Consider the following 22,885-nt stretch of genomic DNA (forward strand, 5'->3'; position numbering starts at 1 on the left):
CAGTCAGTTGGGTAGTGCGGTCGACAAATGATGGGTGATGCTCTTTGCTATCGCACGACCAAGTTCGACGGGGACGGCATTACCGATCATACGTCCCAGAGCCTTGAAGCTGACTTTGGCACCTTCGGGCAAGAAGGAATAGTTCTCGGGGAAACTCTGTAGGATTGCAGCTTCTCGTAAGGAAATCGCACGATCTTGTTCTGGATGACCGAAACGCCCGTTACCGAAACCATAACATTGAGTGGTCATCGTCGGAGCGGGTTTGTTCCATTCCATGCGACCATAGACACTGGGATAGGTCTTGCCTGTCTTGGATTTGTGACAGTCTGCTCTCAGGTGTTCAGGCCAGTCGCGCCATGTGCCGCCCGGTTTGGAGATTCGAATGCGTCGTAGGTTTTTTTCCGTGAGTGTGGAAGCAATGTGCAGTTTATCGTCTCGATGAGCTTGACCCGCCTCAATGGGGGGCAAGCCGCCAATTACCTGCTCGACGGTTTTGGGTTTTGGATGTGTCGGTTCGATCATTCGGATTTCGCCGAATTTGGATGCCAAAAGAACCATACGTCGACGAGACTGCGGGACGCCATATAGCGAACTATCTATGACGTCATACCAGACGTGATACCCCAGATCCTTCAATTCCGCCACGAAATCATGGAAAACCTGATGTCTGACGACTGTCGGAACGTTTTCCATGGTGATGACATCAGGGTGAGACTCTCGGACCAAGCGTCCGAATTGATAGAGCAACCCCCACTTGCCGTCGATACCGTCTGACTCGTAACGCTGAGCATAGGTGGAAAACGGTTGGCAAGGCGCGCAACCCGCGAGGATTTTCAGTTCTGAATTCCCAAACAGTTGATTGATCTCATTGGCCGTGACTTGGCTGATGTCGCGCTCCAAAAACTTGGCCGTGTTGTTAGTCTCGTAGGGAAAACGGCAAGCGGGGTCTAGGTCGATCCCTGCTACGACGGGAATTCCCTCCAAGGTGAAACCGTGCGTGAGTCCGCCTGCTCCACAGAAGAGATCGACACAAGCCAAATTTACAGGATAGTCATCGGGCATCATTCTATTACGTAAATTCCAAAATCAGTCTGATTGTAATTTCAATAGCTAAAATTTTAGAAATATACATCAATATCTGGAATGAGACAGAACTGAAAATTTAAACGCATGTTTTACCGTAATCTATTTACATACGAATTCGTCTTGCCAGTCTCTGTAACTCCCCACTGCCATTGATAGCTGATATCGATTCAATTCTTCTTGTAAATGACCCGGCAAACCATAAAGATATGAGTGGCGTCGATACCGTTCGTGTGAAAGAAATGACACTCAAGGATTTTTTTGAAATCCGACAAGCTGGTCATCGCTAAGCTACTGGAACTGGGTAAACCCCAGGCCTTGGATCTGAAAGCCAAGGAAATTGAAAAGCTGACCCTATCAACAATGAGTCAAGACAGCATCAAAAAATTGATCGGTGAATGAGGCCTCAGGTTACCTTGGGTTTATTCCATGTACTTCCAGGTTTCTTCTGATCATTTGGGTCACGGCCAGCATGCGATAGGCCTCCTCATCATCGACCGCGTTACTTCGAAAATCGGCAAACCCAGCTCGCTTTAGAAATTGCGCCAAATCCCAAGCCTCCTGTTCGGATAGCGGCACCCTCAAGCATATTTCATTGGTATTAGCAGTCATCGATCGCCGACCTTTTCCGAACTTGGAGATAATTCATTGTCATCAACCATTGAATCCTCGTCTTCGTAGATTCGTCCCGGCTCAGCCAACAGTCCTGACTCTTGTCGAGCCAATCTAAGCTCTTCACCATGGCCTTGTTCATATGCCGCCTGATGCGCATGTCTTTCCATTGTCACAATTTTATTGGCTAGTCGCTGCAACCGCTGCTGCCACTGGTAACGGGCATCAATGCAGTGTTTGTTGGAGATGACCTGGCATAGCCACAAGGTGTCCATCACAATCATCAATTGATCCAGCAATCGAATCAACTCGACGAATTGCGCAATCTGCGGCGAAGCGATTTTAGCCACAAACTCCCTGGGGTGCGTGTACTTCGGCGTTTCGGTGATGCCATTGTCGGCTTTGAGTTTTTCTAACCGTAGTTTTTCCTGCTGCAGTTGCTCCGCGCATTCGGCAATCATCTGACCGACGATGCTTTCGATTTCATCGACGGTTTCTTCCCGACCGATGATGCGCAGGATCACGTCGATCGCATACAACGAAACCATCAACCGGTTATAACTGTTGCGGATGACGCGAATGGCTTGTTCGCTGTTGATGTTAAATGTGCGCTCGAATATCGGCCGACTGATATGAGGTCGCTTGCTTTTTTCCCGTACCTGTATTTCTGCCATGTCAGTACCTATTTGCATGATTTCATCAGGGGCAGATGATACGGCGTCTTTATTTCTGTCCTGGTCGCGAAATCGCGCTAATTATTGCGATTTCACGAACGAACTTTCGAAAAAATCTGCTCCAATAGCAACACCTTTCATGTTGTGATTTTTCACATCTGAATCCGGCTTTGGTCGGCGTTCCGTTTTTAAGCGGCGACGGTGGTTATCCATCGGCGTGTCAGGTGCGTCAAGCCTGATGTGATGGTTGTGTTTTAGATTTTCATCCTGTCTGGGAGTGCGTATTCCTAGCCGGTAATGTGCCTGCCGGATGTGACTCATCGCCGCGCAGGTGGGTTTTATTTTCAATGGTCGGGCGCGGCCGATAGGAGGACATCATCATGGCCAATCGTGGTGTAAACAAAGTCATCTTGCTGGGCCGTCTCGGCGCCGATCCGGATATTCGCTATTTACCGAATAACGGCGGCAAAGTCGTGGCAGTGCGTTTGGCAACCAGTGAGGTTTGGAAAGATGCAAAAAACGCCAAACAGGAACGAACTGAATGGCATCGGGTCGTGTTTTTTAAAAAACTGGCCGATACCGCCGGCGATCTTTTGAAGAAAGGCAGCAAGATCTATGTGGAAGGCACTCTTCGCACCCAGCAATGGGATAAGAACGGCGAAAAGCGTTATCGCACGGAAGTGGTTGTGCATGAGTTGCAACTACTCGATCGCCCAACAGCGCCTGCATCGGTAAACGGTTCGTCATCGAACCCGGCATCAGAAGACGCCGATTGGGATGATGAGTATGCCGATATGCCGCTCAACTAAACCCAGGCGACACATGAACTGCCGCAAGCGCGGGTAAATTTTAAATCACTGCCGACCAGTCTTCGCTGTTTCGGTATTTCAACCCAAAGGGGACGACTATCCCCGTTGGGGCCATGGCGTTCCCATTTTTTTAAGGAGACCCACCATGAGCAATCAAAATCGAAACTATCCGCCTAAGTCGCGCGACTTACCCATGCCAATGGCAGCCCAGCAGGGCTATGGCATTTCCGAGCAGTCGTGGAAGGTATTGACAGAAGTGACTTTCCCCACGGCGAAAACCCCGGAAGCCATCCTGATGGCGCTGGACTATTGCAAGGCCCGCAAGCTCGACATCTTCAAAAAGCCGGTGCATATCGTACCGATGTGGAGTGCCGCTTTAGGCCGTAATGTCGAAACCGTCTGGCCGTCCATCATGGAAATCCAGACCACCGCGTCCCGAACCGGTGTTTGGGCCGGCATGGACAGACCCGTCTGGGGGCCTGATATCACCAAGACCTTTACCGGTCGCTACAAGGACGACAACGAGCAATGGCAGGAATCCAGTGTCACCGTGACCTTTCCCGAATGGGTGGCGGTTACTGTGTACCGGATCGTCGCCGGCAAACGTTGCGCCTTTACCGAGGAAGTCTACTGGCTGGAGGCTTATAGCACGGCCGGTGGTAAACACTCGCAAGTGCCAACCGCCATGTGGATCAAACGCCCTAAGGGGCAATTATCCAAATGCGGTAAAGCGGCGTCGCTCAGGGCAGCCTTTCCGGAGGAATGCGGTTATGCCGCCGAGGAAATGGATGGCAAAACCCTTGACGATATTGCCGATGGTAGTGTGATCGATGGTAGTGCCACAGTTTTGAATGCAGCAGAGGTTGACAGTGACGATCACGTTTTTGGGGGCGATGCTGGCATTGACGCAAACCGTGTCATCGATCTGTCGCAAATCCATCCCAAAGTGCAAAAAGCGGTCGCTGAACTGGTTAGACGTACTGCGGCGGCTGGTGCCTGGAAAGCAGCCTACGACTATGCCAATCAGAAGTTCAAAGGCATCGATCTGACCTTTGCCTTGGCCGAGTTAGACAAAGTATCGGAGGTTGAACCCAGGACCACACCGGCATTGGGACAATCTGAAGCGACGGCCATGCCGCCATTGACAGCGAAGGACATGGCTATGACGCAGGCGCGTCAGGCTTTGAGTACCAACCGTTAGTCATTTCACTGTATAGGGCTGTCCTGTTGCTTAATCACGCAATCGGCTAGGCCATTTTCATATTGATGTGTGCTGGATTTCAGCATCCATCACATTCAACTACCACCCCTTCAGGGCGTCATGACTCGCCCGTGTGGGGATTCATGATGCTCTGAGTTTTAGTTAAGGAGAGATCATGAATGCAATCGATCAATCGTTAAATCGGCTGCCCTGTCATACCGACTGGCGGCGTTACGACTCACCCACGGTGATTCGCCGACATGGGCGCGGCTTTTTAGAACGCAGTTTTAAACCGGGTGTAGCCGTGGCAGAGGTCGACAAACCCTCTAAAGCGGAATTACACCATTTGGTGGAAAGTTTTGGCGGCTTGGTATTGCCAACTGCGGATGCCGTGTTGTTGCTATTTGCCGATTTCCATTGGGCCAAGCGCTGTGAACAGCATTTAACCCAACGCGGCGTGCCTTCGTTGCGGTTAGGCTGCCACATTCAGTTACCGGATGCCTGGCAATGAACGTCGTCGACGTTTCGCAACGGTCCACTGCATGGCGGCATTGGCGTTCACAAGGCGTCAGTGCCAGTGAAGCGGCTATTGTCATGAACCGCTCGCCCTACAAAAGCTATTGGCGGCTCTGGGCCGAGAAAATTGGCTTGGTACTGGAAGCCAGTCTGGACAACAACCCGTTGATCCGCGCTGGTATCCAGCAGGAGCCTGAAGCTTTGCAACGCTTCGAGGATAAACACGATCTGATGTTGTTGCCGCTGTGCGGCGAGTCGGAACAGTATCCGTTGATGCGGGCTTCTTTCGACGGCTTATCCGACGCGAATGAGCCCGTGGAAATCAAATGTCCGCACGAAACCACGTTTTTGGATGTGCTGTTAAACCGGGAAGCCTCGGCTGCCTATCAGTTGTATTGGTGCCAGGTGCAACAGCAACTGCTGGTATCCGAAGCGCAACGCGGCTTTTTGTTTTTCTATCACCAAGGCCAGGACATCGAGTTTGAAATTCAGCGCGATGAGAACTTTCTCACCGCCCTGGTCGAGTCCGCGATGGACTTCTGGTCGGCGGTCAAGTCCAAAAAGGAGCCGAGTAAGGACCCTGAACGCGATTTGTACTTACCCAAAGGTCATGCGGAACAGCAATGGCAACATCTGGCGGCGAGTTATCGCAATCGTGCCGTGAAAATCGCGGATTTGAAAGCGGAGCTAGCCACCTTGGAGGCTAATCAGGCGGCCATTGAAAACACGTTGGTGTTGCTAATGGGTGATTACGTGGCCGCAGAGCATTCCGGGTTGCGTATCACTCGGTTTCAAAGCCAGGGTGCTATTGATTACAAGGCGGCACTCCAAGCCTTGCAACCGGATGTTCAGGCTGCGGTGCTGGAGGTCTATCGCAAACCATCTGCCACGCGAATTCGCGTGACCTGCCGGGACGACGACGGTAAACATGCCGAAGTGCCATTCGATGCCCAAGCCTTGAAAGACCTGGTGGGTGTGGACTTTTGGTTTTGAGGGTTCGTTTCGAGACATCCTGTAACCCTGGTGGTTACGGGATGTTGAATGATGACGGTCGGCTACGAGAGTTGACGCCGGATACCTCATGGAATCCTTCAGTTTAGGCCTGTCGGTTTTAGGCTGGGCTTTAAGAAAAGTCCAACCCAAAACCCGCATCGTTCAGGCATTCCCTTCGTGGAATCCCGAATCCGGATTCGACCGGCGTTCCGTTGTTAAGCGGCATGAGCGTTTGCTCGTGTGCCAGGTGCGTCAAGCCTGGTGTGTTTAGTTTGTCCCGTTGGGGTTCATCACCCTCACGGGACTCGATGACCCCTTTTAATCATTGAAGGAGGTCATTATGAATCACGACTTTTGGAAAACCTTGCACGGCTGGTTGAACGTTGCGCATAGCAACGACATCCAGGCCAAAAAGCGGTTGTTGCTGGATCTGCACGGTCAACTCTCGGACCCCGGTTTGAGAAGCGACATTCAGCGCATCCTGCGTTTGATGGATCGGGAGCTGTTGGCCCGCGCCGAATGGGCGATGTACTGCGTCATGCAGTTGCGCTAGCCATTTTCTATTTACCCTGGTTTGCCAGGGTTTTAATCACCCGTTGGGGCTCATTACCCCTCGGGGCGGTGCGCCCCTTGTTTTCTGAGGCTAGTCCTCGAGGAGCTCACCATGTATCAATCCTATTCTATTGCCGACACCTTCGGCATTCAGGCCCCGGCGTCTATGAAAGTGGAAGGTTTCAAACCAGGACAAAACGCCTATGTACCGGCGCAAAAGCCCTATGTGTTTCGTAAGGACCACTTGCGCGATGTGTTGGCGTTTTTAGGCGCACACAATGGCGACGGCTTATACCTGACCGGCCCCACCGGTTCCGGTAAAACCTCGTTATTGGAGCAAGTTGCGGCACGTCTCCATTGGGGTGTGCATTCGGTCACCGGTCACGGTCGATTGGAACTCAATGATCTGCTGGGCCAGTACATGCTGGTCGACGGCGGCGCGATGAAGTGGATCGATGGCCCGTTGACCTTGGCGGTTCGCTTAGGCCATGTGCTGTTGATCAACGAAATCGATGCCATTGATCCGGCCGAGTTAATCGGCTTGAATGAAATTGTTGAAGGGAAACCTCTAACAATTCCGCAGACTGGCGACGTGATTGTCCCGCATCCGAAGTTTCGTTTGGTCGCCACCGGCAATAGTGCAGGGTCCGGTGATCAATCGGGATTGTATCAAGGGGTGTTACGGCAAAACCTTGCGTTTTTAGACAGGTTCCGTTTGATGGAAGTCGGTTACCCCGAACCGGAAGACGAAATGAAACTGTTGGCTGATGTGGTGCCGAGCATGCCGGAAACGGTACGGGAAAGCATGATCAAAGTCGCCAATCAGATTCGTAAAGTCTTCATCGGCGGCGCGGATGGCGGCGGCATGTTGTCGGTGACCTTATCGACCCGTGGTTTGATGCGCTGGGCAACATTGGTGGCGACCTTCAAAAGTGCGCCTAATGCCTTGGCGTATTCCTTGGACAGGGCTTTGACCTTTCGAGCTGAGCCCGCCGAACGCGAAGCGATTCATCGCATTGCCAAAGATGTGTTTGGCGATGACTGGACGGTTTAAGCATGGCCGCCTGGAATTTATATCGTCATCGTAATACTGACGGCAGCTCCAAGGACTGGGCAGTCAGGAGTAATTCGGATGGTTCGATTACGACGCGTTGGGGGAAAACGGCAGATACTTTGCCGGGCGTTAGCAACCGATACGGCGTTAAGCAGCATGACATCGAAAAGCAAAAACAGGCCAAAGGCTATGTGTTGGTCGGCGAGGTGGATATTGATGTGAACGGCAATGTGGTGTTTCCGGGTAAGACTTCGGCTACACCATCACAATGGCCTGAATCTGATGAAAATCCCGTGTCTGTGCCGGCACAGCCAGTCGAGTCCTTGTATTGGACCATTAATTGCCATGCAAAGCGAGCTGTCCGAGTGGACTTGGGTATCGAGGTCAGGCGACTGATCGGGGTTATTCATTCCGTATCGGATCAGCATTCTAAGCCTGAAAAAGATTGGGATGGCTGGCAACTATGGATTGATGCCACTCTCAATGCCGAACCCTTTGAACTCAGTGGTCAGATCAAATCAGTGCATGGTGTTTTGCCCTGGCTGTTTTTACTGGCGCTGAAAGCAAAAAGCTTTAAAGGCGTGGCGATTGATATTGCCACCGAAACCGCTCGAGACCTCTCAGTCGATCTGAAAGTTGAACAGGATGTGCTGGCTTTTTTCGGCACTGATCTTGACAGCATTCGGGACACCGCTGAAGTTTTAGGCCTGCTCAAACCTCGATTAAATCTGGCAGCGGCCATGTCCGACACGGACGACTGTTGGTTTTAAACGTATTGTAATTTTCATTTAACCCGACAGGGGCGCATCGGCCCCAGCGGGGATGGGTGTGCCTCTACTTTTTAGGAGGTTCCCATGTCTCATGAAACGCAAATTATCTTGGATCGCGTGGTCTTGGTGAAAGTCGAAGCCAATATCTACGGCGCCCGCAAGAAACTGAAAAAAGAGGACCTAGTTTTGGCCGATGGTAGCAAATTGCCTCCGGAGGATTTAGCCAGCCTGGGTTCCAAACGTTTGCTCGATCCCGATAAGCTGACGGTGTTCAACCGCCTAAAGAAGGAAGCCGAACGCATTTGTTTGCGCGTCGGCACCCGCTTTCTGGGTGGCTTTGCCGTACCGGTTGAATCGGCCGCAGGTATTACCGCAGAACTCGAGCGCATTGCGCTGGATTTTGCAGCGGCTAAAACCGAATTTATTGCCGGTTACGATGCGGCGGTGACGGATTGGGTGGTTCGCCATCCGGAGTTTGCCGGCATCATCGAACAAGCTGTGGATTCTGTGGAGTTTGTCTCGACGCGGTTGTCGTTTGATTTTCTGGTGGTGAGTGTCGGTTTACCCGAAAGCTTGCCGCCGGCGGATGTTGTGCGTCTGGAGAGCAAAATCGGTTCACTCAGTGAGCAGATGTTCTATGAAATCTCCGTGGAAGCCAATCAACTGATCGAGCAGTCGTTGCTTGGCAAGGAGCAAGTGACGCGGAATGCGTTACGGCCGATTCGCCGTATGCGGGACAAACTCGATGGGCTGGGATTTCTGGATCATCGAGTCGCGCCGGTCGTCAGCACCATTGACGATCTACTGGTGAGAATTCCCAACAAAGGCGCCATTGAAGGCGGCATTTTGCAGGAGATTTTGGCCACGGCGATGCTGTTGTCCGATCCGGATAAAACCCGGCGGCACGGTGAAGGCTTGTTGGTTAATCAAACACCCGTTGTTGAAGAGACAGACGTTGATGAAACCTTCGAATACGCGGATTTAGAGCTATCAACGGTACCAACAGAAACAACAGTCTCAACCGAAGCAAAACCCGTCATCGCTGAATGCGTTTCAGACAATTCCGATTTTACCGATCTGTTTGACGGCATCTTTGACGATGAACTCGAACCGACATCGGATGACTGGGCGCTGGAGGTTTTGCTGGACAAAAGCCAGACCAATCTGGAAACCGGTAACGATGCCGATCGAGACAATGATTTGGAAAACGCAGCGGAACCGGAACCGGTGACGGCGGGAGACGATGAGGAAGCGGACGATTCTGACCAGGACTACTGGTTCTGATCTGACGCTATTTAATAATTCACCCAATGGGGCAAAGCCATGTCCCTCTGGGGTCGTGGTTTGTCCCCATCTTTTGGAGCACACCATGAAAAATAGAACCTTACACAACGCATTCCCCATCGTCGCGGCCGCCATCGGCAACCGCTTTGGCATAAAAGTCAGCGTCGGTGGCGATCAAGCTTATACCGATGGCCAATCGATTCAGCTGCCGGCCTATGAAGGTGACGATCCGGATTATCAAGATTATGCCTGGGGGCTGTTAGCCCACGAAGCGGCGCATATTCGCTATTCGGATTTTACGTTACGTTATGGCAACTCGGTATTACGCCGGCGGCTATGCAATGCGATTGAAGATGTCCGCATCGAGCATGAACTGGCCAAGGACTTTCCGGGTACGCGGCTGACAATACGCACGGTGATTGAAAAGATGATTGCCAAAGGCGAATTTGTGGCCGCCAGTGAAAGCGATCATCCGGCCAACATTTTGTATGGATTCGTGTTGAAAAGCTTGCGTGCACGGGTACTGGGTCAAACGGCCCTATTACCGTTGGTCGAACAAACCGAAATCGCATTGAAGGCAACGTTTCCCGTTGGTGCAGTGACAAGGCTGAAGGGCTTGCTGTCGGAAGTCCCGGAGGGCCTGCAATCCGAACGTGATTGTCTGAATTTGACTGACCGCATCCTGACCATGATTGAGCAGGAGTTCGCGCAACAACGGCAACGCAATCAGGCACAGCCATCGGACGATGAGGAAAACACGCCTGAGCCGGATGATACGGATCAGGATGCTGAATCAACCGATTCGGATGATTCGAGCGGCTTGGATTCCCAGGATGAAATGAATCCCGATGAACAGTTACCCAACGACACTGATGACGAATCGTCGTCAGAACCAGCCGGTAACGATGATTCGGCTCCCAAAAATCCTGACGATGAACCGGCAACGCCATCCGACAATTCGACATCCATCCCGCAAGGTGAATATGAAGAAACTGCGGAGATTGCCGATCCGATGGGCGTCTTGCAAACCTTGTTGTCCGCTGGTGACAGTGACATTGAGCAGGATTTATTCGAGTCATTGAAATCGGCATTGTCGTTGGCGGCGGAAAATGGTTCGGAATTGCTGATGCCCAGTGGCCACGAGCCACCCATGGACGAGCGGGCCGGTGCGTTTTTACTTCGTAAGGTGCATAGCGAATCGGGAAAAATCCGCGCCGCGTTGCAAGGCCTGGTGCAATCGCAAACCTTAAACCGGTCGCAACCTGCGTGTCGTGGACGGCGGCTGGATGGCAAGCGTTTACACCGCTTACCACTGGGCGAAACTAAGCTGTTTCAGCGTAAAGAGACCAAAGCGGCACCCAATACGGCGATCCATCTGTTACTCGATAAATCCGAAAGCATGGGTTATCAGGTCACCGATAGTCAAGGCCAACCCATCGGATCGCGAATGCCGATTGCATTGGAAGCCACTTTGGCATTGGCCTTGGCATTCGAAGGCATCCCGGGAGTCAATCCTGGCGTCACCGCGTTTCCAGGCCATCAAGATGACTCGGTGTTTCGCTTGCTAGATCATGGCCAACGCATCAATGCCCGAACCGGTGCCTTTTCGGTAGCCGCCACCGGCAGTACGCCAATGACGGAAGCGATTTGGTTTGGTGCGGCGTCACTGCTGCGATGCCGGGAACCGCGCAAAGTGTTGATGGTGATGACCGATGGTCAGCCTAACGATACCTTGAGCACGCTGGAATTGTTACAGCGTTGCCGCGATAGTGGTATTGAAACGGTCGGCATCGGTTTGGGACTGGATGTCAGTCATCTGTTCCCAAGTGCCATCACTATTAACGATCTTTCAGAGCTGAGAGCGCAATTGTTCGAACTCTCGAAAGCGGTGTTGTTGGCGGCGTAAGTATCGGCCAGTCAATTATCCGTAGCCCAATCCTTGGCTTACTGCCTTGGATTGTGGCTATGGGTAGCTGATTGCAACCGCCGTTTGTCGAATGCACTCTCTTACTGGAGCCCATTCGACAAACAGACATTTCATGCGTTCTTTCCAGAATGCTGAATCCGACTTTGGTCGGCGTTCCGTCTTTAGGCGGCGAGCACGTTAAACCGTGATCGTGTCGGGTGCGTTAAGCCCGATGTAAATCGCAGTGGTACTACCCACTGCAAATCAAAACCCGCTTCGGGCGACCATCGCCCGGCCGGGTGCTGTTCATTCGAAGTGTTTTCTTAAATTTTTAAAGGAGAACTTCAATGAACTTTATTTTTGGTGTCATCTTACTGGCTATGTTTATCCTCGCCTTGCGAGTGATTTGGGCAACGGTGTTGCAACTACTGAGCGTATTGAAACACGCGACTCAAACGTTTCACCGATATCGTGCGCAGCGTTTTGCAAGTAAACGGCTACCGGTCATCATGCCGCGTAGCCGCGAGGACATGGATTGGTTGGCGATATCGGATTCGGTGCGTCAGGAAATTCATAGTCGCAATCGTGAAACAAATCGCGAGCTGGATCGCTTGGAACTTCAATATCAAGCCAAACAGAAAACAATCAAACTCTACGAGGCGGATATTGAAATCGCCAAACTGGAACGGGAATTATTGAAAATCAAACCAGTGATTGTTGCGGACGAAGCCGAAGTTAAACCCCGGCGACGTTCAAAAAAAGCGACCATATCAGCTATGGTGGACGACAAATCCGCTAAAACTGCCCAACAGGTTTTTCAATTGCGGGAAGCGCTGAAAGGTAATGCCAACGGGTTACCGGTTAATCAGCAAGCCCGCCATTGAATACCCGTAACGTGGTTCCGGTTGCCGTATTGATACGGCGAACCGGGATCTCGTGTTGACTGGATTCATCGGCAAATACCCAGCTGCCTTCGGGCAATAACGACAACAAATCGTTCTGGGTTTCCCGGCGAATTTGTCGAATCTTGCTTAGAAACGGCCAGGCTTGTTCAGGATTATCAACCCGCTTGAGCACGTCGGCTTCCAAAACATCCAATTTTTGGAAAATTTGTTGGCAATGTCGAACGACTTTTAGTGGTTCGTCAACCGGAATCGCCATCGGTTTTTGACTTGGATACTGCTCCTTGGTCTGCTTAGGACTGAGAAAATCAAAAATACGCAAAACTTCTTCAAACATGGCTATTTCTCTGCTTTTTAATGGGTTTTAGCCACAATATACCGATTTTTGCGCGAATTCAACCCCGCTGTGCGAGCCGATTTTTGGCTTTAATCAGCGATTTTCACCTGCAGGAACACCATCCTGCCGGGTGGTCGTACCTGCAATTTTTGGAGGACATGACCATGAAAACAATCAACCAACCCAGCGTTGGCACAACCCCTGCCGAAAACAGTGCGGTTCGCTATCTGAATCAGTACCGCTGCCCTTACTGCCAAACCGAATGGGAGGATGTATGGGATTGCGGCTGTAACGATCGCTGCCCGAACTGCAACAAGGAGATCGAGCCTTATGAAAGCGCATTGATCGAGGGTGAGTCGGCAGAAACCGATTTGCCAGTCGAAGAACCCGCCTCAGCCAATGACACGGCGGAGGGTGTGGATCAGCTATTCATGGTCTCCTACGAAATCGACTATGTGCACCGGGTTTCGGTGGGTATCACTGCTGAGAGTCCCGAAGCGGCACAGCAGCTCGCCGAGCAGGCATTCAATGACGCCACGATTTGGGATGACACCGCTGCCATGCCGTTATTGTCCGATGAATATCATGAAGCGGAGGGTGAAAGCTTGGTATGGAAAAGCGTTGCCGTTGCACGGTTGCCGGAACCGGATCATTCGGTACGGCAATTGAAGAAAGAGCAAGCAGCCATGCGGGTTTGTCGGGGATTGGTTGAAGCCTATCAACAAGGCGAAGCCAATGGCGGCAGCATTGATTGGGACGATTTGGATCAGGTAATGCTCCTGGCAGTGCAAGCCTTGGGAAAACCTGTACTGGAAATCCAATCCTAAAAAATGCGCGCGGTGTTTAAGCGCAATTTGTAAAAAGCCTGAGTTAGCCAAACCATTCGATTCGGCGCTCATTTTTATCCACCCACACGGGAATGTCCTATTCCCGCTGGGGAATCGTGATGTTCCCATTTTTCATTGAGGACAACATCATGAATCATATCTTTGAACACACGTTCGGCACGGGGCATTGCATCCAGTATCAGCGCTTGCCATCCGGCACCTGTTACCACGCAGACACTCCAGAACCGGTAGTTGAGTTGTTGGAACAGCTTCGCCATAGCCGACGCAAAATCCGGCTGTATTACGGCGATCCCACCACGGGTCAATCCTGGCTCGATGAACACGATGTCATCGGCTGGATCGGCCGCTCAACCGGCACGATCAAAGTGCCGCTGTTGATCGAACCGGGTGACATCGGTGGTCCGGCCTTGCTGGATCAATGCATCGTCCGTATCGATAGTCCCCGCCAGGTACTTTACCAACACGATGAATTTCGGGTTGGCACGGTAGAACTGGTGAGAGGTGAGCTTAACCGCTTGCCCTGGGAAATCTGGATCGACGGCAGCGTGCATGCCCGGTTCAAAGTTAAAACCGAAGCCCGGCAGTATCAGGACTTCATTCAAGGTAAGCGGTTTGCGTTGATCTGACGCGCCGTTTTCATTTTTGATACTCGGTTAAGCCGAGTTTTTCACACTACCCCTGCGGGATGATTCTATCCCGCCAGGGATAAATCGGTCGTCAGGGGCTTATTTGGAGAATACCATGACAGACCCTTATCAATACTACCCCACGCCAGAAGCACTGAGTCATAAAGCTTGGGCGATGTTCAAGAACCAGCAATTCGCTCGAGTATTAGAGCCTTCAGCAGGCGAAGGACATTTGCTACGTCCAGGGCCATACCAGTACGGTAAACGTTTGCCGATTGATTGCATTGAAATCGATATCCGCAAACACGCGGTTCTGCGCGATGAAGGTTATGCGGTGGTGGGGATGGATTTTCTGCAGTTTCAAAGCGGCAGTGTCTATTCTCACATCATCATGAATCCGCCGTTTGCCGACGGCGCCAAACACGTGTTGAAGGCTTGGGAGATTTTATTTGACGGTGAAATCGTCGCCATTCTCAATGCTGAAACCGTGCGCAATCCGTTTTCGAAAGAACGCCAGCTGTTAGTCCGGTTGATCGAGCAGCACGGCGAGGTCGAGTTTTTATCGGAAATGTTCGCCGGCGAGGATGCCGAGCGCAAAACGCCGGTCGACGTGGCCCTGGTCTGGTTGAAAAAAACTTCAACCTTCGAACAAGACATCCTCGGCAGTATTCTGGACGATTTGCGCCAGGATCGCCGGGAAGCCGACGATGTGGCGGGCGCGTTTCAACTGCCTCATGAGTTGGCCTTGCCGAATGCCTTCATTGATAACGCGGTGTTGATGTTCAATGCTGCGGTCGAAGCAGCGCGACAGGCTGTGGTCAGTGAAGCCCGTGCCAGCCGTTATCGGACCATGCTGGGTAAAACCTTAGGCGAACTGAACGGTGGCGGTATCAGCAGTGAAGACGACTCGTCATCGGATGCGGTGAAGCGGACGCTGTTCAAACGCTATCACGATCTGAAGAATCGGGCCTGGGCCAGCATTTTACGCTCGACACAGGTCACATCGCGCTTGTCATCGGCGGCACAGAAACGCTTGGAATCGGATTTCGAAACGGTGAAATCCTTGGAATTTACCGTGCCGAATATCTACGGCTTTCTGCAAGGCATCATCGAGCAGCAAGGTGAAATTCAACTGAGCATGGTGTGTGATGTGTTTGATCTGATCACCCGCTATTACAGTGACAATGCGGTGTTTTACATGGGCTGGAAAAGCAATGACAAACACCGCACGCTGGGCATGCGGATCAAGACCACGCGTTTCGTTCTGCCAGGGCACAAAGTGGAGTCCTATCACAATAGTCTGAACTGGGAGTCGGAACGACTTCTAGCCGACTTCGACAAGGTATTTGCCTTGCTCGATGGTAAGACCGAAGCGGACATGAGTTTGGTGTCGGTGTTCCGGCAGCATTTTCAAGAGCTTCGGGCTGGACAACGGATTGGTGGCAGTTATTTTGACGTTCGCTATTATCCGGGCGTCGGCACCATTCACTTTTTTCCGAAGAGCAAAACTTTGATCGATCGGATGAACCGTTGGGTTGGACGTCAGCGCCGCTGGTTACCGCCTGTAGATACTCAAGCCGGACAAGGTTTCTGGCAACAGTTCGACCAGGCGGAAAACTTCGATAAGGCGTTTCATACCGAAGTGAATAAACAATGTCCACGCAGTAGCCGACATGTCCATTTCGATCCCTTTTGGGCGATCAAGCACGGCGGCGAGTCGGAACGGGAAAAAGGCCATCGTCTGTTAACCCAGGCGATGAGCACGGTACTTGCCAGCCGAGGCATCGATCCCGATGCGGTATTGGAAAACGAACAATCCAGCTTGCTGGAATGGACGGGCTCATTACCCTCTCCTACAGACCTGGCTCTGGCATCGTAATCCGGTGTTATACAGGTCTTTAACATAACCACTGGCCTGGCCAGTAATGCCCGCCTCGGGGAGATGATCCGTTCTCCCCGTCAGGGTTGGACTGTGTCGTTTCCTCGGGGCTTTTTTATTCGAGGAACTCACATGAACACCACACAATTATCGGTAAACCCCGAAAAATTGATCAATAACTTACGCTTCAGCTTTACCCAGTCCACCACGGTACTGGGCGAACTGATGCAAAATGCCCGCCGCGCCGGCGCCACCTTCGTCAGCTTCGAGTATTCGCAAGACACTCGAACCTTGACGGTGTGTGACGATGGCTGCGGCATCGCCTGTTTGAAAACGTTGCTGACGGTGGCCGAGTCTGGCTGGGATGCTGACGTCATCGAACGGGAACATCCGTTTGGTCTCGGCTTTTTGTCGGCCATTTTTGCCTGCGATGCCATCAGCGTCGACAGTAAAGGCGGTCGCTTTTCGGTGGATACGGCCGCGCTTTTGGCATTCCAACCGATTGCGATCGAACCTGCTGACTGGAAAGGCATCACGCGTTTGACGCTGACCCAGTTCAAGCCCGAAGCGGATCGGATTGCATCCCAGTTGTATCGCTTGGCACGGGGATTTCCGATTGAGGTGCGCTTTAATGGTGTCAGCCTGGATCGGCCGCGAGCGGTTAACTCAACATTACCGTTCATCGAGACCGAACTGGGTGATATGTATTTGTATGGTTTGTCCCAGGGCGAAGACTGGTTACGACAGTCGGAGTATTTTCATCTGTATCTGCAAGGCTTGCCGGTCTATCACAGTCATCACGAACGAGACCCCGGTCATGTCATCCACTTGGATTCAAGCCGGTTTTTCGCTCGGTTGCCCGACCGGGATAAATTGATCGATGAAGCACAGGTGATTGCTGAGGTTAAGCACGTTCTGCAACGGGAAGCCAGGCAACGAATGGAAATGATCAAACGCGAATTGTCTGCTGAGGAGTTTGTCCTTGGCTACGACACCTTGAAAACTTACCGCTGCCTGGATTTACTGAATAACGTGCCGTTATTGCCGAAACAGGTATTGGCCATCATTCAGGATTATCCGATCAAGGAAGGTTGCAGCAGCGTCAATTTGGCAGTGGTTTCGCAACCGGTCAGTCGAAACGATGTGGAAAACGGCCTTGTCAAAGTTGCCGAACTGGATGATCTCGATGAGGTCGGTGCGCTACGCTGGATGTTTGCTTGGCACCGCGATTATCGGGTATTTCGGCCGGGGTTGGATGCCAAGCATTGGCTGTTTTCGTACCTGGTCGATTTGAACGGACCGGCCATCACCTTGGACATCGTCAACGAAACGCACCGCGCGTTTTTTGCAGGGCAATGGGTGAATGGTCAGGCGGTCTTTTGTGAACAATACCGGTTAACCCTGAATGGCGAGTCCGTCGACATCGATCACGATGCCGTGTATGACGAGGATCAGGACGGCTTCATCGTACCCACTCGGGAGTCATCCGGGTTGGTGGTTTGCCAGGCATCGTCCTACTACGACGAATGGGATACGTTCATGGAATCCGCCAAGGAAGCCGATGAATGGGATTTTCATAACTTCGTGGTGGCCAATACGGCCGACAAACCGGCGGATGCATTGCAACGACTGCTGCCGACATTTGGCAGTTGTCCGGCGCTGTTTTCCAGGACCTTTCAAATCGTGCTCGGCAATGATGGCGATGTCGTCACCGTTGCGGAAATGTAGTCTAAACCCAATCGGGCCGATGGCTGCGGCTGTGTTAGCGCGTGGCTTTTGGCGGGTTTTCTGGCGAACGACCACTTAACAAGCACGCATTCCAAAACACCTGACGCAGACATAGCGTCAGCTTAAGCCTCTTTAGCGAAATGTGTTTTGCCGACGGGCAACGTCGGTAGACATCGCTGACGAGGCTTTGCATATTTTTGACAACCCTTCCGGAGAAAGTCCACCCCGGAAGGGGACGGCTTTCTCCAATTATTAAGATTACGGGAGAAAGCCCATGTTATTCATTCGAGGAACCAATAATCGTTACCGTATGGCCGATGAACAAGATGTCATCTTAGAGGCCATTCAGATCTACAACCGCATGTTCAGCCGAGGCGAAGCCTTGACCAGTCCGGACAAGGCGAAAGACTGTATCAAATTGAAATTGGCGCCATACGAGCACGAAGTATTTGTGTGCCTGTTCTTGGACAATCAACATCGGGTTATCGCTTGCGATGAGTTATTCCGCGGTACGATTGATGGCGCAAGCGTGTATCCACGCGAAGTGGTCAAGGCCTCCATGCACTACAATGCCGCGGCTCTGATCATGGCGCATAACCACCCGTCGGGGATCAGCGATCCCAGTCAGGCCGATCGCGTGATTACAGCAAAACTTAAAGAAGCCTTGGCCTTGATTGACGTTCGAGTCCTTGATCACTTCATCGTCGGCGAAAACGTGTATTCCTATGCGGAGCATGGCTTGCTGTGAAAAGGTATTGGCGCCGAGACTATTCCTCGGTGCCCAGGCAAGCTTATGCATCAGCGAAGTTGATCAACGGACTAGCCGATTTGTAATGATGGGCAGCGTCGATACAACTTCGTAAAATGATATAAAACCCACGTCTCCTCAGAATCAGAAGCTAAGCATTGCTTTGGTTTCTGGGGGGACTAGTTCGAGTGGCGGTCGGTTGGCGACCTCTACTCAGAGGGCTACTTTACTTATTGTGTTGCAATTTGCTACACAAATTAATATGCTGAGCTTGAATAAAGTGGAGGATGAACATGAAGCAAATGCAAACTAGAGAAGCGACTCCCGTTTCCATTAATATCCGCGCTAAGGTCAGGCAGCGGGATATCATTGATCAAGCTGCTGAACGTCTCGGCCGTAGTCGATCAGACTTTATGTTGGAAGCCGCCTGTCGCGCGGCAGAAGATGTGCTTCTAGATCAGGCATTTTTCGCAGTCGATGAAGGCGCATTTGCACAATTTCAAGCGTTGCTCGATCAACCCTTGCCACCGACTGATAAGCTTCGCCGGTTACTTAAGACAAAAGCGCCTTGGGAAAAATGACTGCTCTAGAAATGTCGCCCCCAGGACCGATCACGACAGATCATCGGTTGGTGGATTTCGATTGCGGTGATACGTCGCTGAATGATTGGCTCAAAAAACGTGCACTCAAAAACCATAGGGCAGGGGCTTCGCGTTGTTTTGTACTGAGTGTTGGCATGGATGTTGTTGCTTACTACTGCCTGTCTGCCGGTGCAATAAGCCATGAGGCTTCACCCAAAACCATGCGACGCAACATGCCTAATCCTTTGCCGGTCTTGCTGCTCGGTCGACTGGCTGTCGACAAGCGTTATCATAACCAAGGGATTGGCAAATCGCTGTTGCGCGATGCAATGCTAAGGGCAGTCAATGTCTCTGGTGATGCGGGAGTATTTGCTATATTGGTTCATGCTCTGTCCGAACAAGCCAAACAATTTTATCTTTCACAGGGATTTGTGGAGTCACCTTTGCAAGCTATGACTTTGATGATGACGTTAGAGACGGTTCGGGAAATTTTGGCTGAACCTGACTGAGAATTCATTTATAGCCAGCACAGCAGCCTATACTGCCGGCTCCTTATGTGCTGTTTATCAAAGGTCCTTGATCAATCATCAAAGGAAACACCACATGAAAAATCTACCCGACCGATCAAAACTTCTGATTTGGATAATTTTGGTGCTCGTCAATAGCTTGATTTAGCCTCAAAACTCTGATGACAAATAAAATGAAACTTCTTGAAAATCAAAGGCATAATTTCAAGCAATACTGACAAATTAGCTAGTTAACTTGTTGATAAATATATAAAACAGGTCTAATTGTGATTCCGGTTGTCGTGGGTTCGAGCCCCATCGTTCACCCCAATAAATTCAATAACTTATCATTCAAAGGTAGTTGCTGTGAGTGATAAAGTGTCAAAAGAAAGTCATCATTTACAATGATTGCTCTCTATTCCTGCGTCGCGTGCTTCGGCGACTAATGAAAAAAGACAACAAATGAGAACGGCTATTTCATGCGCTTATTATGCGCGTCTGGAATTTGAGGCCGTCAGGCGTGGTATGACCGGATTTTTCTTGGCTGCTGTTTTGCTGCAAAAGTCAAGCGATGAAAATTTCCCATTGAAGTCGTCTGGTTCTTAGTTTGAAATTAGCCTTCTTTTTCCGGGTTTTGAATTGGCGGGCGGCCAGTTCGAGCTAGACAAAGCCGAGGCTTGTTCTGTGGTCGAAAACTCCCAAGGGTACTACGCGCCCCGTTGACAGTCGCTGAGCAACATTGCCCGGCATACCATCATTCCGCCTCAGGAAAAAAATACGCTGTTTGCGCTGGGGGCGGTGTTTAGTGCGGTGCTGGTGACCGGTGCGGTGCTGAAGGTTTTGCAGTATATCTACAGGTGGACCTCTCTGTAAAAATCCCCGGCGTTCTTAAGGCGCGCGAATATCTGTAGGGATAGGGGGGGGGCGGCCTCAGTAAGTGGTAGTGCAAGGGCTGTGTCGAGCACGATTGCCAGCGAAACGGTCAGCAAGTGGCTCTGCGTCAATGCCGGGTTCGTGGAGGTTTTGGCGCACAGCAGCAAGGTGGAAAGTCCAGCGTTCCGAATAGGAATAGTCGCCGAATACTTTCGGCGCCTCCCGCCCCGCCAATAACACCGATATGCTCAGCTATACCCAGACGATGTAAGCCGACGTCAGTCGTTGCGCAGAGGTGGGGCGGAGCGGGCCTACAGTGTCGTGTTTAAGCTATGGCACGGAGCTGGGCGCTAGGCTTCGATCTTGCCGTCCGCCATATTTGCCGTGCCGTCGATCAAACCGGCCCAGCTCTTCATGTTGGTGGCTGGCTATCAGTATTGCCATGCGCCTGTGCGGGGCGCGAGTCAGCGCCAGGCGCTGCGACTCCCCGTCGGAAGGCTTGATGCCTCGTTCGCCAATGGAGGTATTCAGGCCAAGCGATAGCTTTTCGATAAGTCAGGACAAGGCGGATCGCTTGCGCATGCTCCAGATTTCATCGTCGGTCGGTGCAGTGTTGCTCTAGAGCAGATTGTCGCGGAAGGTGCTGGCCTGAATCAGTATTTCCTTTGGAATATAAGCAATGCTTTTTCGCCACCCCGGAAGTGCAGCCGGTGCGCCTAGTCAATCCAAATGGTGCTGCAATTCGGTGCTATCAGCCTGATGAGTGAGTTGATCCGGGTGGTTTTGCTGGTGCCGGAAACGCAGGTGATGGTTGTGGTCTATTTGGCAGGTATTGCCAAGTGCTTGGCCGTCAACGCGAAGTGCGACTGGGGATGACTGAAAGTAGGATAATCAGGTCTTGTGGCTGTGCAGGCTCGTCGCGGGGAGGCGGAAAGTCTAGGTTTGCCATGCATCGCCAATAGGTTGTGCCGGGCCGAAAACGCTGGAAGCATGTGTGGCAATTGCTGTCGAGCGTCGGCGATTTCGGAAAAGTCGGGTAGCTTAGGGGGTATACGGCAATCATTACCAGCAAATGATCGGCGAAGTGTAATTGCAGCGAGTGACTTTCCCGGTCTCGGAACGGCATGGGTCTGCACCGCGATCGGCCAACAAAAAACACTAGAGCGGTTTCGAAATCCCAGTTTAGCGTCAGGCTGGAAAGGAGGTTGTGAGTCGCTGTAAAATGCCTTCCGCGTCAAACACGCCCGATAAGGGGAGTGGTGGCAACGCAGCTTGCAATTCCGAGTCTACCGACATAACGCTGAACAATGCAATGTGCCGAATTGTCGGCGGATCGAGTGTAAAAACTCTCGTGGATAGGCGAGAAAATGCCAGTTGTCCTGGTTGGGGGCTTGATTGTTCGATGCCATTGTCGGGCATTATGGTACGCTGCGCCAATCGCTTACGTCATTCTGAAGCTAGGCACGATTTGCGTGCTATGCTCGATCTCGCGAGCACGAGGGCGTTTGGTTTTGGGGTGTTGCGTCAGCAGGCTGTTTTCACTATTGAGATCCTCAGGCTATTCATAGCCTGAGTAAGGCCTCGAACAATTCCGTTAGAATGGATTTTGATACGGTCATTTTTTCTGTTTTAATCGCCAGAAGCCTTCGAACTTAAAACTGTCTCTTGCCGGGGTGTAGGTGGAAGCGGGCGAGATTGAGTTCATGTAGTCTAGGCTCGTTGTACAAATATGCTTGGTTAATTTTGACGATTCAAGGCTGATCGATCATGGTTGTATCTAGTGAAGTAAGTCATGGCTCTTATTAAATTGGTTGGCAACGTAGATTGCTTTTTTACAAAAAACATTTTAAGCTCTTAATAATGTGTGGAATAAATAAAATATTAAGAGATAAAGTATTTTGTATTTATTAGGCTTGGCTCATGGGGATTTTCTGGTCAAATACGTAACTTTTATCTTCATGATAATCGCCTTTTCAGCAGGCGGTTGAAATTATTTTCGACGTTGAGTATCCATAAGTATGGTTACTACAAAACATTGTCGACAAGTTATTGATTTTTTGTTGTCGATGAGTAAACTTTAATGATTAGGCTGTGTTTTGAGGGTGATTTTCTGACTGAATTGTGTTTTTAACGGGGTCTTAAATCAACTGGTGTCAGAAGTTAGTCAATGATGCTATTATTGGCTTGACGTCGATCCGAATAATTAAATAGATTGAGTTATCAACTTTAAAGAGAAGTGGGTGGATGTGCCGTAATACATAACATTACGACCGTTTCGGCAGGTAGTGGAAGGGTGTTTTATCGTGTACAAGTCGGTCTTCCCTGAAAAGGCTTTTTTACAACGTTTAACAATTGATGCCGTAGAAATTGAAGCGCAATTACATAAGCAGAATTGCTTTAGAT

General features: G+C 51.1%; 23 protein-coding genes. 19 read left to right on the forward strand and 4 right to left on the reverse strand.

What is annotated here, in order from left to right:
- Positions 1 to 3 precede the first annotated feature (3 nt).
- Positions 4 to 1,065 carry a DNA cytosine methyltransferase gene (locus tag JL719_RS03230; protein ID WP_225892998.1) on the reverse strand — a complete coding sequence of 354 codons (1,062 nt, stop codon included), beginning with the start codon at positions 1,063 to 1,065 and terminating at the stop codon, positions 4 to 6.
- 279 nt (positions 1,066 to 1,344) lie between these two features.
- Between JL719_RS03230 and JL719_RS03235 the strand changes: the two genes are divergently transcribed.
- Positions 1,345 to 1,485 carry a hypothetical protein gene (locus tag JL719_RS03235; protein ID WP_165385913.1) on the forward strand — a complete coding sequence of 47 codons (141 nt, stop codon included), beginning with the start codon at positions 1,345 to 1,347 and terminating at the stop codon, positions 1,483 to 1,485.
- A gap of 9 nt (positions 1,486 to 1,494) precedes the next feature.
- On the opposite strand, the gene JL719_RS24490 is transcribed toward JL719_RS03235, so the two are convergent.
- Positions 1,495 to 1,695 carry a DUF7706 family protein gene (locus JL719_RS24490; RefSeq protein ID WP_033155962.1) on the reverse strand — a complete coding sequence of 67 codons (201 nt, stop codon included), beginning with the start codon at positions 1,693 to 1,695 and terminating at the stop codon, positions 1,495 to 1,497.
- On the reverse strand, positions 1,692 to 2,369 hold the full coding sequence (locus JL719_RS03240) for a hypothetical protein (RefSeq protein ID WP_033155963.1): 678 nt from the start codon (positions 2,367 to 2,369) through the stop codon (positions 1,692 to 1,694). Before JL719_RS03240 ends, JL719_RS24490 begins: the two co-directional genes overlap by 4 nt.
- Positions 2,370 to 2,749: 380 nt before the next feature.
- Here JL719_RS03240 and ssb point away from each other — a divergent pair, with 380 nt between their 5' ends.
- From ssb to JL719_RS03290, 10 genes are all read left to right on the forward strand, one after another.
- Entirely contained in the window at positions 2,750 to 3,178 is a 429-nt protein-coding gene (gene ssb / locus JL719_RS03245; protein ID WP_033155964.1) for a single-stranded DNA-binding protein, read from the forward strand.
- A gap of 145 nt (positions 3,179 to 3,323) precedes the next feature.
- On the forward strand, positions 3,324 to 4,379 hold the full coding sequence (gene bet, locus JL719_RS03250; RefSeq protein WP_033155965.1) for a phage recombination protein Bet: 1,056 nt from the start codon (positions 3,324 to 3,326) through the stop codon (positions 4,377 to 4,379).
- 175 nt (positions 4,380 to 4,554) lie between these two features.
- Positions 4,555 to 4,890, forward strand: a complete 336-nt coding sequence (locus JL719_RS03255; protein WP_026600260.1) for a hypothetical protein — start codon at positions 4,555 to 4,557, stop codon at positions 4,888 to 4,890.
- Entirely contained in the window at positions 4,887 to 5,888 is a 1,002-nt protein-coding gene (locus JL719_RS03260; RefSeq protein WP_033155966.1) for a YqaJ viral recombinase family nuclease, read from the forward strand. The genes JL719_RS03255 and JL719_RS03260 overlap by 4 nt, the downstream gene beginning before the upstream one ends.
- 340 nt (positions 5,889 to 6,228) lie before the next feature.
- Entirely contained in the window at positions 6,229 to 6,441 is a 213-nt protein-coding gene (locus JL719_RS03265; RefSeq protein ID WP_033155967.1) for a hypothetical protein, read from the forward strand.
- Between the two features lie 111 nt (positions 6,442 to 6,552).
- Complete coding sequence (locus tag JL719_RS03270) at positions 6,553 to 7,494, forward strand: AAA family ATPase (protein ID WP_033155968.1); 942 nt, start codon at positions 6,553 to 6,555, stop codon at positions 7,492 to 7,494.
- Positions 7,495 to 7,496: 2 nt separating this feature from the next.
- Positions 7,497 to 8,264 carry a hypothetical protein gene (locus JL719_RS03275; protein ID WP_033155969.1) on the forward strand — a complete coding sequence of 256 codons (768 nt, stop codon included), beginning with the start codon at positions 7,497 to 7,499 and terminating at the stop codon, positions 8,262 to 8,264.
- Between the two features lie 84 nt (positions 8,265 to 8,348).
- On the forward strand, positions 8,349 to 9,548 hold the full coding sequence (locus JL719_RS03280) for a DUF3150 domain-containing protein (RefSeq protein ID WP_033155970.1): 1,200 nt from the start codon (positions 8,349 to 8,351) through the stop codon (positions 9,546 to 9,548).
- 85 nt (positions 9,549 to 9,633) lie between these two features.
- Positions 9,634 to 11,454, forward strand: coding sequence for a VWA domain-containing protein (locus JL719_RS03285; protein WP_033155971.1), 1,821 nt, complete (start codon positions 9,634 to 9,636; stop codon positions 11,452 to 11,454).
- A gap of 347 nt (positions 11,455 to 11,801) precedes the next feature.
- Positions 11,802 to 12,338, forward strand: coding sequence for a hypothetical protein (locus JL719_RS03290; protein WP_033155972.1), 537 nt, complete (start codon positions 11,802 to 11,804; stop codon positions 12,336 to 12,338).
- Here JL719_RS03290 and JL719_RS03295 read toward each other — a convergent pair.
- Positions 12,316 to 12,693, reverse strand: a complete 378-nt coding sequence (locus JL719_RS03295) for a hypothetical protein (protein WP_033155973.1) — start codon at positions 12,691 to 12,693, stop codon at positions 12,316 to 12,318. The two genes, JL719_RS03290 and JL719_RS03295, sit on opposite strands and share 23 nt — an antisense overlap.
- 164 nt (positions 12,694 to 12,857) lie before the next feature.
- Between JL719_RS03295 and JL719_RS03300 the strand changes: the two genes are divergently transcribed.
- The 8 genes from JL719_RS03300 to JL719_RS03335 all read left to right on the forward strand — a co-directional run bounded on the left by JL719_RS03300 (position 12,858) and on the right by JL719_RS03335 (position 21,358).
- Positions 12,858 to 13,520, forward strand: coding sequence for a hypothetical protein (locus tag JL719_RS03300; protein WP_033156147.1), 663 nt, complete (start codon positions 12,858 to 12,860; stop codon positions 13,518 to 13,520).
- A 149-nt stretch (positions 13,521 to 13,669) separates the two neighbouring features.
- The gene (locus tag JL719_RS03305; RefSeq protein ID WP_033156148.1) at positions 13,670 to 14,167 is read left to right on the forward strand and encodes a hypothetical protein; all 498 of its coding nucleotides are present in this window, start codon (positions 13,670 to 13,672) and stop codon (positions 14,165 to 14,167) included.
- 115 nt (positions 14,168 to 14,282) lie between these two features.
- Positions 14,283 to 16,046 (forward strand): DUF4942 domain-containing protein, encoded by a 1,764-nt coding sequence (locus JL719_RS03310; RefSeq protein ID WP_033155974.1) that lies wholly within the window; start codon positions 14,283 to 14,285, stop codon positions 16,044 to 16,046.
- Between the two features lie 132 nt (positions 16,047 to 16,178).
- Positions 16,179 to 17,774, forward strand: coding sequence for an ATP-binding protein (locus JL719_RS03315; RefSeq protein WP_033155975.1), 1,596 nt, complete (start codon positions 16,179 to 16,181; stop codon positions 17,772 to 17,774).
- A gap of 274 nt (positions 17,775 to 18,048) precedes the next feature.
- Entirely contained in the window at positions 18,049 to 18,522 is a 474-nt protein-coding gene (locus JL719_RS03320; RefSeq protein WP_033155976.1) for a RadC family protein, read from the forward strand.
- A 293-nt stretch (positions 18,523 to 18,815) separates the two neighbouring features.
- The gene (locus tag JL719_RS03325) at positions 18,816 to 19,103 is read left to right on the forward strand and encodes a type II toxin-antitoxin system TacA family antitoxin (RefSeq protein WP_129871338.1); all 288 of its coding nucleotides are present in this window, start codon (positions 18,816 to 18,818) and stop codon (positions 19,101 to 19,103) included.
- A complete protein-coding gene (locus JL719_RS03330) occupies positions 19,100 to 19,612 on the forward strand; it encodes a GNAT family N-acetyltransferase (RefSeq protein ID WP_033155977.1) in 513 nt (170 codons plus the stop codon). Before JL719_RS03325 ends, JL719_RS03330 begins: the two co-directional genes overlap by 4 nt.
- A gap of 1,599 nt (positions 19,613 to 21,211) precedes the next feature.
- Complete coding sequence (locus JL719_RS03335; protein WP_165385915.1) at positions 21,212 to 21,358, forward strand: hypothetical protein; 147 nt, start codon at positions 21,212 to 21,214, stop codon at positions 21,356 to 21,358.
- Positions 21,359 to 22,885 lie beyond the last annotated feature (1,527 nt).

The sequence above is a fragment of the Methylomonas sp. LW13 genome, from assembly GCF_016865255.1.
In the GTDB taxonomy this organism is placed as follows: Bacteria; Pseudomonadota; Gammaproteobacteria; order Methylococcales; family Methylomonadaceae; genus Methylomonas.

Bases quoted from the DNA above. Each gene is read 5' to 3' on its own strand.
- JL719_RS03230 (WP_225892998.1), bottom strand. From the start codon at position 1,065: ATGATGCCCGATGACTATCCTGTAAATTTGGCTTGTGTCGATCTCTTC.
- JL719_RS24490 (WP_033155962.1), bottom strand. From the start codon at position 1,695: ATGACTGCTAATACCAATGAAATATGCTTGAGGGTGCCGCTATCCGAA.
- JL719_RS03240 (WP_033155963.1), bottom strand. From the start codon at position 2,369: ATGGCAGAAATACAGGTACGGGAAAAAAGCAAGCGACCTCATATCAGT.
- ssb (WP_033155964.1), top strand. From the start codon at position 2,750: ATGGCCAATCGTGGTGTAAACAAAGTCATCTTGCTGGGCCGTCTCGGC.
- bet (WP_033155965.1), top strand. From the start codon at position 3,324: ATGAGCAATCAAAATCGAAACTATCCGCCTAAGTCGCGCGACTTACCC.
- JL719_RS03255 (WP_026600260.1), top strand. From the start codon at position 4,555: ATGAATGCAATCGATCAATCGTTAAATCGGCTGCCCTGTCATACCGAC.
- JL719_RS03260 (WP_033155966.1), top strand. From the start codon at position 4,887: ATGAACGTCGTCGACGTTTCGCAACGGTCCACTGCATGGCGGCATTGG.
- JL719_RS03265 (WP_033155967.1), top strand. From the start codon at position 6,229: ATGAATCACGACTTTTGGAAAACCTTGCACGGCTGGTTGAACGTTGCG.
- JL719_RS03270 (WP_033155968.1), top strand. From the start codon at position 6,553: ATGTATCAATCCTATTCTATTGCCGACACCTTCGGCATTCAGGCCCCG.
- JL719_RS03275 (WP_033155969.1), top strand. From the start codon at position 7,497: ATGGCCGCCTGGAATTTATATCGTCATCGTAATACTGACGGCAGCTCC.
- JL719_RS03280 (WP_033155970.1), top strand. From the start codon at position 8,349: ATGTCTCATGAAACGCAAATTATCTTGGATCGCGTGGTCTTGGTGAAA.
- JL719_RS03285 (WP_033155971.1), top strand. From the start codon at position 9,634: ATGAAAAATAGAACCTTACACAACGCATTCCCCATCGTCGCGGCCGCC.
- JL719_RS03290 (WP_033155972.1), top strand. From the start codon at position 11,802: ATGAACTTTATTTTTGGTGTCATCTTACTGGCTATGTTTATCCTCGCC.
- JL719_RS03295 (WP_033155973.1), bottom strand. From the start codon at position 12,693: ATGTTTGAAGAAGTTTTGCGTATTTTTGATTTTCTCAGTCCTAAGCAG.
- JL719_RS03300 (WP_033156147.1), top strand. From the start codon at position 12,858: ATGAAAACAATCAACCAACCCAGCGTTGGCACAACCCCTGCCGAAAAC.
- JL719_RS03305 (WP_033156148.1), top strand. From the start codon at position 13,670: ATGAATCATATCTTTGAACACACGTTCGGCACGGGGCATTGCATCCAG.
- JL719_RS03310 (WP_033155974.1), top strand. From the start codon at position 14,283: ATGACAGACCCTTATCAATACTACCCCACGCCAGAAGCACTGAGTCAT.
- JL719_RS03315 (WP_033155975.1), top strand. From the start codon at position 16,179: ATGAACACCACACAATTATCGGTAAACCCCGAAAAATTGATCAATAAC.
- JL719_RS03320 (WP_033155976.1), top strand. From the start codon at position 18,049: ATGTTATTCATTCGAGGAACCAATAATCGTTACCGTATGGCCGATGAA.
- JL719_RS03325 (WP_129871338.1), top strand. From the start codon at position 18,816: ATGAAGCAAATGCAAACTAGAGAAGCGACTCCCGTTTCCATTAATATC.
- JL719_RS03330 (WP_033155977.1), top strand. From the start codon at position 19,100: ATGACTGCTCTAGAAATGTCGCCCCCAGGACCGATCACGACAGATCAT.
- JL719_RS03335 (WP_165385915.1), top strand. From the start codon at position 21,212: ATGGTGCTGCAATTCGGTGCTATCAGCCTGATGAGTGAGTTGATCCGG.